The 1,200-nt window shown below is 48.8% G+C and carries 1 pseudogene; it reads right to left on the minus strand.

Annotated features, from left to right (window positions below):
* Window positions 1-1,200 (minus strand): annotated as a pseudogene (gene tnpC / locus LD028_RS13065) (IS66 family transposase); the annotation flags it as partial.

Here is a 1,200-nt window from a genome sequence, read left to right on the forward strand (position 1 = left end):
CGTTCGGCTTGGTTGTTGTCAAAGGGAACGTGAGCTTCACGTAAGAAACGCAGCGCTTCTTCCTTTCGTTTTTGAAGGTGTCGAACAAAAGCGAGTGCTTTTTTCGGAAGAGGCGTCATCGCTTCCAATCGGTGTTGTGCTCTCGCCAGGATACGGTCCCCACCGTCTCGCTTCTTCTTCGGAAAGTGCACCGTGATGGGCTTCGACGGCTTGCTTGGCGGCTAAAAGAAACGTGGTCATGCGCATCGCCCACGTATGCCCTTGTTCGATGAAGCCCTTCAATTCACGCAAATGATGGGCGTGACAAAGGGCATGGGTGGCTCTCGTGTATTTCGGATACGTACCGAACGCATCGTGTATCATTGTTCCTTGATATCGGGGAAGAATCCCGATGTCATCGGTCGCTTTCTTTCCACGAGAAGCGTGAGGAGCCAAGTATGTATATCCCGATGTACACGCGACATGTACCCATGCGAGTTTCCCATTGATGCGCAAACTCGTTTCATCGACATGCAGGATGTTGGATCCAAGTAAGGCGTCTTCGATGATGTCCATATTTGATTCTAGCGCTTCGCATCCTCGTTTCACCATATTGGCAAGAGTTCCCGTACTAATCGAGTGTTGATATAACGCTTCGATTGTATCACTTAAACGCTTGTACGGGATCAATTGGATATGATGCAAATAAACAACGAGCGCCGTGAGCCGTGGACCGTATTGCACATGATTCGTGACATGTGGTGGAAACTCCGCTTGTTGAACACATCGACAATGTGGACAGGATTTCACTTCACGTTCATGTTGTGTCACCTCAATCGTCACGGGAGGAAGATCAAACACTTGACGGATATCGACTTTGAACGGTTTGACTTCACGCAAAGAAGCCCCACATCCTTGACACGTGTGCACACGATGGACGATGCGATGATGTGGATGTTCCACCTGACGGAGCGTCGTTCCTTGGTGTCCTTCTTGTCCGCCTGGCTTGTTGCCAGATGGCTGACGAGAAGAACGGGTGTTGGCAAAACGGTCAGAAGATGGGGGCAAATGGCTATTGGAGCTGTTTTTTTTCGTGCGTGCTTCCAACTCTTGAACGCGATACTTCAGTTGTTCATTTTCTTTGCGTAGTTGTTTGATTTCGTGACGCAAATGTTCATTTTCTTGAACGAGTTGATGAATGAGCTGTTTTTGTTGTTGGAC

This window comes from Anoxybacillus sp. LAT27, assembly GCF_022030075.1.
Lineage (GTDB): Bacteria > Bacillota > Bacilli > Bacillales > Anoxybacillaceae > Anoxybacillus > Anoxybacillus kestanbolensis.